The organism is Sphingomonas sp. CCH9-E2, from assembly GCF_001557215.1.
GTDB lineage: Bacteria > Pseudomonadota > Alphaproteobacteria > Sphingomonadales > Sphingomonadaceae > Sphingomonas.
Genome location: NZ_LSJM01000214.1, coordinates 1 through 7,690, shown reverse-complemented (window position 1 = coordinate 7,690; position 7,690 = coordinate 1). Strand labels below are relative to the sequence as shown.

Here is a 7,690-nt window from a genome sequence, read left to right as displayed (position 1 = left end):
AGTGCTGCTGCCGCTGCTCGGCCTGTCACCGCTGCCCGCGACCGCCGCGATCGGGGCGTTCGTGTTCGCGTTCCGCGTGCTCGGCGGGGTGGCCTATGGCTTGTACGTCGTGCCGTTCAACACCGTCACATACGACATCGGTGACGAGCATGAGGCGAATACTGGCAAGCCGCAACAGGGGCTGGTGGCGAGCTTCATGTTCATCGGGCTTCAGGTCGGCAGCGGGCTGGTTGCGCTGTTCGCCGGGTCGTTTCTCGGCATCATCGACTTCCCCGCCGGGCTGCCGGTCGATCAGATGCCGCAGGACAAGGTACGCGCGCTCGCCTGGTTCGTCACCGCGCTGATCATGATCGCGGGCGCGGCGATGGCGTGGCTGGTCGGGCGGTTCGACGTTTCGGCGGAGAAGCAGGCGGCGATTCGTAACAAGCTCGCCGCACTGCGCTCAGGACGTGACTAGTCCAGGTCGGCGAAGCCGGCCCCAGCGCCATAGAAGCGGATCGTCCCGTCGGTCTCTGGCGCGGTGACCCCGACGCACAGCTGCACCCCGAAGCGCAGCGGCAGCACCGGATCGAACGCAATGGTCGTCAGTCGGCGCGCCGACGCCGGATAAAATTGCCGCCATTGTTCGGGTGGATCGAACTGCACCGCCTCGCTCTCCGGCTCGGTCTCGCGCTCGGTCAGCGGAATGCGGTCCATCCCGCCATGCTGCAGCACCAGCCAGTGGATGCGCGCGCCATCGGTGACTTCCCACATCAGTGAGACCTCGGCCAGCGCCTGTTGCCGCCCCTCGCGCAGCACCGGGGTGGGCAGGGGGAAGTGAAACCAGGCATCGCGCCCGGCGCGCAGGCGGAAGCTCGAGAAGAAGCCGCGATGCCAGCCAAAACCGTCCGACCAGTCCGCCCCATCGACCGGCGCGAAATAATCGGTCCCGCGCTCCTGCGGCACGACGGCGGCGGAGGGCAGCCAGATGCGATCTGCAATCACGCCCATGTCGGGGCGTTCCCCTCGAGCCACTTGATCGAGCAGCCCGCACTCGGCCGCTGCGGCTGGGGTGGAGGATCGCCAGCCAGCAGCGCGTCGGCGGCGCGGCGCATATCCTCGCCCGTTACGGGAAGGTCGGTGCGCAGTGGCGGCAGGCCCGGTACGGGCGGGCGATTGATCTTGGGACGGCTGGCATCGAACTGGCCCGCGTAAAACAGGCGCAGGTCGGTATCGAACATGAAGAAGTCTGGCGTGCAGATCGCTTCATAGGCGATCGCGACCTGCTGGTCCGCGTCATGGAGATAGGGGAAGGGGAAAGCGCGCTCCGCCGCGAACAGCTTCATGTGCGCATAGTCATCCTCGGGAAACTCGACGATGTCGTTGGACGAGATTGCGACGACGCCGATGCCGCGCGCCTGAACCTCTCGCGCAAAGTCTACGAAGCCGTCGATCACGTGCAGGACGAACGGGCAGTGGTTGCAGATGAAGGCGACGACCAGCCCGTTGGGACCGGCGACATCCGCCATCCGCACCGTGCGCCCCTCGGTATCCGGCAGCGCGAAATCGGGCGCGGGCGTGCCCAGCTCCATCATGCGCGATAGTCTGAGCATCCGTGCCTCTCCTGCTGGAAATAGAATATGCATTCTGATATCAGCCGGAATCAGAGCCGGCAAGAACCGGCGCGGAGAGGGTAGAGCATGGGTCAGTCTGGCTGGACACGGCGCGAATTCGGCGGGGGTGTGGCGTTGCTCGCGGCGGTCGTGGGGATGCCTGCGGTCGTTGCGACACTATCAAAACAGGACGATGCCGACGCGCCGAGCGACCGCCAGCGCGCCATGATCCGCGACGTCAGCCAGCTGGTGATCCCGCGCACGGCGACCCCGGGCGCCGGGGATGTGGGCGTGGGGGATTTCGTGATCCTCGCGCTTGCGCACGGCCTCGACAAGAGCCGTGCTCCGGTTGCGGCGGACGCCATGCCGGCCAGCCTCCGTGCCTATCGCCGCAGCGACGGCAGCCTGCGCCACCTCGACTGGCTGGAGGCCGAACTGGACCGCGCGGCCAATGGCGACTGGATGGGCAAGCCCGACGCGCGCCGCGCCGCGATCCTGACCCGGCTGGACGCCGATGCCTATGCCGCGAAGGATCATCCGTGGAAGACGGTGAAGGGGCTGATCCTGACCGGCTATTACACCTCGCAAACCGGCGGAGCGCAGGAGCTGCGCTACGAGCTCACGCCCGGCCGTTTCGACCCCGCGGTGCCGGTCAAGCCCGGCGAGCGTGCTTATTCGAGTGACTGGACTGCGGTGGATTTCGGCTGATGACGGATACGATGAACTTTGACGCGATCGTGGTTGGGTCCGGCATCACCGGCGGCTGGGCAGCGAAGGAGCTGACCGAGGCCGGGCTGAAGGTCCTGATGCTCGAGCGCGGGCCGATGATCGCGCACCAGACCGGATATGTGAACGAGACCAAGGCGCCGTGGGACATGCCGTTTCGCGGAGTCGGCGATGCCGAGAAATATGCGCGCGACTATCCGGTCCAGCGCGGCAACCGCCACTTCACCGAGTTTACCGAGCCGCATTTCGTCAACGATGCCGAAAATCCCTATGCGACCGAGGGTGACACCGCATTCAACTGGTTCCGCAGCTATAATCTGGGTGGGCGCTCGCTGACCTGGGGGCGGCAATCCTATCGCTGGTCGGATTACGACTTCGACGCCAACCGGCGCGATGGCAACGGCACCGATTGGCCGATCCGTTATGCGGACATTGCCCCCTGGTATGACAAGGTCGAGGAGTTCATCGGCGTGTCCGGCGCGGCCGAGGGGCTGGCGCAGCTGCCCGACGGGCGCTTCCAGCCGCCGATGGCGCTCAATATCGTCGAACAGGCGGTGCGCGAGAAAATCTCCGCGCGCTGGCCCGAGCGGCGGCTGACGATCGGCCGCACCGCCAATCTGACGCAGGCCAAGGACGGGCGCGGCGAATGCCAGCGCCGTTCGATCTGTGCGCGTGGCTGTTCCTATGGCGCCTATTTCTCGACCCAGTCCTCCACGCTGCCTGCGGCGCAAAAGACCGGCAACCTGACCTTGGTCACCGACGCGGTGGTGGAAAAGATCGACTATGACCCTACGACGCGGCGCGTCACCGGCGTGCGCTGGATCGACGGCAAGACCAAAGCGCGTGGGCAGGCGACCGCGCGGATGGTGTTCCTCAATGCCGGGGCGTTCAATTCGGTGCATCTGCTGCTCAATTCGGGCAGCGACGCAATGCCGAACGGCCTTGCTAATTCCAGCGGCGTGCTCGGCACGCACATCATGGATCATGCCAGCACCCTGTCGGCGATCGCGCTGTTCCCGGGGTTCGAGCAATGGACCACGTTCGGCAATCGCCCGACCGGTGTCGTCATTCCGCGCTTCCGTAACCTCGATGCGATCGACGGCACCGGGCACAGTCGCGGCTTCTCGTACCAGGGTGGCGCGCTGCAATCGGGCTGGACCCGCGGCAAGCGCGAGCCGGGGATCGGGGCTGCGTACAAGGATGCGCTGCAGCCGCCCGGCATGTGGCGGATGGTGCTGGTCGCCTTTGCCGATTGCGTGCCGCGCGCGTCCAACCGCATCACGTTGGATCGCACCCGGACCGACGCCAATGGCCTACCGATCCTGAAGGTCGACTTCGCGTTCGGCGCGGAGGAGCATGCCGCGCTGGCGCAGGCCAAGGCCGACGCCGCCGAGATGCTGGGCCATGCGGGCGGGAAGGTCATCATGGGCTTCGACCGCCCCAATCCGGGCGGCAGCGCAATCCACGAAATGGGCGGTGCGCGGATGGGCGCGGACCCGGCGACGTCGGTGCTCAACAAATGGAGCCAGGCGCATGACGTCGCCAACCTGTTCGTCACCGATGGCGCGCAGATGAGCTCGTCCGCGTGCCAGAACCCGTCGCTGACCTATATGGCGCTCACCGCCCGCGCGGCGGGGCATGCCGTCGAGCTGTTGAAGGAGGGGGTGATCTAGGTCACCCCGTCAGGCCTTACTTCGGATCGAGCATCCCGATGCTGCCGAGCCAGCGGTGGAAAGTCTCGATCCACCCTGCCGATGCAGTTCCCGCGCGCCCGAGCCCGAAGCCATGGCCGCCATTGGCGATCAGGTGGAACTCGATCGGCTTGCCCGCCGCACGATAGCTGTCGAGCAGCGGCAGGCCCGTTTCGCGGGTCAGGAGGAAATCGTCCGCCGCGATGGTGACGAACATCGGCGGAGCGTTCGCGGGTACGCGCATCGCCGCCATGTTGGGATAGATCGGCGCGGCAAAGGCCGGCATTGCCGCGCCGCTCTGTTCGACCACCGTGCGGGTCAGGAAGCCACCGGCGGAGAAGCCCATGAACCCGATCCGCTTTTGGTCGACGCCATAGCGCGCGGCGTTGTCGCGGACATGGGCCAGCGCGGCGAGCCCGTCGGCAAGCGCTTCGGGCGGGGTGTCCTTGGGCGGCGCGAAGCCGACGCTTTCGCCCCCGATCATGCGGTTGAACTTGTGCTGCCACTCCGCATTGTCGCGCGGGGTGGGCAGCACGCGATATTTGAGGACGAAGGCGGCGATGCCGTGATTGGCCAGCCAGCGCGCGACCTGCCACCCCTCGGCATCCATCGACAGGCCCAGGAACCCGCCCCCGGGCGCAACGATCACTGCGGCGCCGGTCGATGGGCCGGCGGGCAGCACCGGGGTCAGCGTGGCGTGCGAGACGTTGCGCACCCCGATCGACCCGTTCTGAGTCATCCATTGCTCGCGGTCCGGCGCTTCCTTTGGCGCGGTCGGCAGCGTGATCGCGCCCGGCTGCAGCGGTGCTTCGATCACGTCATAGCGGAAGCGCGGCGGCTCCTGCGCGGTCGCCGACGAGAGGGCGAGGAGCGCGACGATGGCGCTCAGGCAGGGGCGCATCATCGCTAGCTTCATGCTGCTGCGGGCTGCAGCGTCGAGCGGCGGTCCACCACCAGCCAGACGACGACCGCCCCGACGATCCCGACGATCCCGGAGACCAGGAACGCGCCCTGCATCGTCCCGACCTGCGCGCGCACCAGGCTGACCAGCAGCGGCGACACGAACTGGCCGAAGAAGAAACAGGCGGTCCACAAACCCATGCCGCGCCCGCGATGGGCATAGGGCAGCTTGCGCTGCGCCCAGGCGATCAGCGTGACCACCCCCATGCCCGCGCCGGTCTGTTGCACCATCATGCCAAGGACCATCATCCGCCAGTCGCTGGCGAGGCCGATGATGGCGAGGCCGGTGCCGAGCGTGGCGAGCAGCGCGAAGAGCTGTCCCCGCGAGCTGACCTGCCAGCGGCCGAGCAGCCAGAACACGCCCGCACCGACCAGGATGAACAGGCTGGGCAGAGCGGTGATGCGTCCGATCTTGCCCGGATCCTTGACCCCCAGCTCCTGCCAGACCAGCCCGCCATTGATGATGAAGACATAATAGAGGACCGAAACGAACAGGGTCACGCTGCCGATGGTCGCGAGGACGCTCCACGGGATGCCGCCCTCCGTGGTCTCGCCCTCGACCCGCGCGGGCGCGACCTCACGCTGGGGCTCGTACATATAGCGCAGCATGGCGAGGAAGATCGGGAAGGCGACCAGATAGAGCAGGAAGATGCCGTTCCAGCGCCACGCGGTGAGTGCCCCCGCGAAGAAGATCATCACCGACGACAGCGCCGGGCCGATCAGCCCCTGCATCGTCAGCCAGTTGCGGCGGCTCTTTTCGTCCCAATAATCCGCGATCAACGTGTTGAGCGTCGTCAGGATCGCGGCCTCACTCAGGCCGAGCAGCAGGCGCGAGGCATAGATCGCGTCGAGCGATTCGAGCAGGAACGGCGCGGAGCCGAAGAAGCCGTACAGCAGGGTGGAGCCAAGCAGCAGGCGGCGGCGTCCGAAGCGATCGACCATCAACCCGACGAACAGCGCGGTAATCGCGATCGTCAGACCGGGCGCCGATACCATCGCCGGCACCTTCCAGCTGGCATTGGGGTCTGCACCGAAATGCGCGATCATCGCTGGCACGGCCGGGAACATCGACACGATCGCCATGATCGGCAGGAACCCCGCGATGATGACGGTGAACCCCTGGGCGGGCCCGGGCACCCGCGACGCATCTGACTTGTACAACGCCTTCACTCCCCTCCGGACGGGCGCGCGACGCCGCCCGTCACCTCAACACCGCGGTCGTGAATCGCCGCATTGGGTTGACGCTAGGCGAAACGGCCTCATAATAGAAGCATCATTTTAATTAGGGCTGTGCCGCGGGTGCAACGCCCGGGATTTGCGGGGCGGCAGTCAATGGATGGAGGGGCAGGCGCGCCGCAAACTGGCGGCGCGGCGGGGCAGTTGACCGATCGTCAGCGCACGCTTGCGTTCCTGACGGTGCTGATCGCGTTCGTGCTCGAAGTGGCCGATACGACCATCGTCAACACCGCGCTGCCCGAGATTCGCCGTGCGCTGGATGCCTCGTCGGCGGCGATGCAGTGGATCGTCGCGGGTTATCTGCTCGTGCTGGGTGCGCTGCTGCTGCTCGGCGGACGGCTGGGCGATGCGTTCGGCTATCGGCGCATGTTTCTGATCGGGGTCGGGGGTTTCGTCGCGACCTCGGCCCTGTGCGGCCTCGCGCAAACGCCCGAGCAGCTCGTGATCGGTCGCCTGCTGCAAGGGGCCGCCGGCGCGATGATGGGGCCGCAGGTGATGGCGATCGTGCAGACGCTGTTCTCCCCGCTCGAACGCGTGGCGCGGCTCGCCTGGTTCGGCGTGATCGGGGGCCTCGCCGCGATCCTGGGACCGGTCTTGGGCGGCTTGTTGATCGAATGGAACGGATTCGGGCTGGGCTGGCGGCTGATCTTTCTGGTCAACCTGCCGATCGGGTTGATCGCGCTGTGGCTGGGGATGCGTACCATCCCGCACCGCGACACTGGAGGGCAGCTGCAGATCGACCTGCTGGGCGCCGCGCTGTTTGCGGTCGGCTTTGCGGCGCTGCTGTTCGCGCTCATCGACGGATCCGAGCGCGGCTGGCCAGCTTGGGCGATTCCGTGCGCGCTCGTCGGAGTCGCCCTGGTTATCGCGGGCTGGATGCGGGCATTGGCGCGGCGGCGTGCCGGGCTGGCCGCCATCATCGAACCTGCGCTGTTTCGCCTGACCACATTCCGCTGGGGACTTGTGGCGATGCTGGCCTTCTCGGCTGGCGCGGCAGGTTTCCTGCTGGTGCTGGCCATTGCGTTGCAGCAGGGGTTGGGCAAGTCGCCGCTCGATACCGCGCTGGCGCATATGCCGTTCGGCCTGGGCGTGATGGCGGGGATCAGCCTGATCGGGAAGAAGTATCTCCCGCGCTTCGGGCGCTGGCTGCTGATTGGCGGCGCGCTGGTGATGATCACCGGGGCGAGCGGCGCGCTCACACTGATCGCCGGCGGAACTGGCGGGGGAGCCGGATTCTTTGCGCTGCTCGCGGTCGCGGGGATCGGCATGGGTATGGTGGCGGGGCCGCTGCCGCCGGTCGTGGTCGCCGATGTCGACCGCGCCTTTGCCGGGACCGCGAGTGCGACGCTGCGCACGGCGCAGCAGCTGGGCGGCGCGATCGGGATTGCGGTGATCGGCTCCGCCTATCTGGCGACCGTCGCCAGGCCCGGTGCGTTCGTGGCGGGGTTGTCGGTGGCGGGTGCGACGTTCGTCACGCTGCTCCTG

At 67.3% G+C, this 7,690-nt stretch carries 8 protein-coding genes; 4 read left to right on the top strand and 4 right to left on the bottom strand.

Annotated features, from left to right (window positions below):
• Window positions 1-457, top strand: a 457-nt coding sequence (locus AX681_RS10145) for an MFS transporter (protein WP_197424277.1), incomplete at its 5' end; no start/stop codon positions are given.
• Here the strand turns inward: AX681_RS10145 and AX681_RS10140 are convergent.
• On the bottom strand, window positions 454-990 hold the full coding sequence (locus AX681_RS10140) for a hypothetical protein (protein ID WP_066656614.1): 537 nt from the start codon (window positions 988-990) through the stop codon (window positions 454-456). The two genes, AX681_RS10145 and AX681_RS10140, sit on opposite strands and share 4 nt — an antisense overlap.
• Complete coding sequence (locus tag AX681_RS10135) at window positions 981-1,592, bottom strand: thioredoxin family protein (protein ID WP_066656613.1); 612 nt, start codon at window positions 1,590-1,592, stop codon at window positions 981-983. The genes AX681_RS10140 and AX681_RS10135 overlap by 10 nt, the downstream gene beginning before the upstream one ends.
• An 87-nt stretch (window positions 1,593-1,679) precedes the next feature.
• On the opposite strand from AX681_RS10135, the gene AX681_RS10130 reads away from it, so the two are divergent.
• Window positions 1,680-2,300, top strand: a complete 621-nt coding sequence (locus AX681_RS10130) for a gluconate 2-dehydrogenase subunit 3 family protein (RefSeq protein ID WP_066656612.1) — start codon at window positions 1,680-1,682, stop codon at window positions 2,298-2,300.
• Window positions 2,301-2,311: 11 nt separating this feature from the next.
• Window positions 2,312-3,991 (top strand): GMC family oxidoreductase, encoded by a 1,680-nt coding sequence (locus AX681_RS10125; protein WP_066656618.1) that lies wholly within the window; start codon window positions 2,312-2,314, stop codon window positions 3,989-3,991.
• A 16-nt stretch (window positions 3,992-4,007) separates the two neighbouring features.
• Here the strand turns inward: AX681_RS10125 and AX681_RS10120 are convergent, their stop codons facing one another.
• Together AX681_RS10120 and AX681_RS10115 are read right to left on the bottom strand one after the other, a co-directional pair.
• Window positions 4,008-4,913, bottom strand: coding sequence for an alpha/beta hydrolase (locus AX681_RS10120; protein WP_156442574.1), 906 nt, complete (start codon window positions 4,911-4,913; stop codon window positions 4,008-4,010).
• 8 nt (window positions 4,914-4,921) lie between these two features.
• On the bottom strand, window positions 4,922-6,106 hold the full coding sequence (locus tag AX681_RS10115; protein WP_231733645.1) for an MFS transporter: 1,185 nt from the start codon (window positions 6,104-6,106) through the stop codon (window positions 4,922-4,924).
• A gap of 195 nt (window positions 6,107-6,301) precedes the next feature.
• On the opposite strand from AX681_RS10115, the gene AX681_RS10110 reads away from it, so the two are divergent.
• On the top strand, window positions 6,302-7,690 hold a 1,389-nt coding region (locus AX681_RS10110), incomplete at its 3' end, for an MFS transporter (protein WP_066682186.1).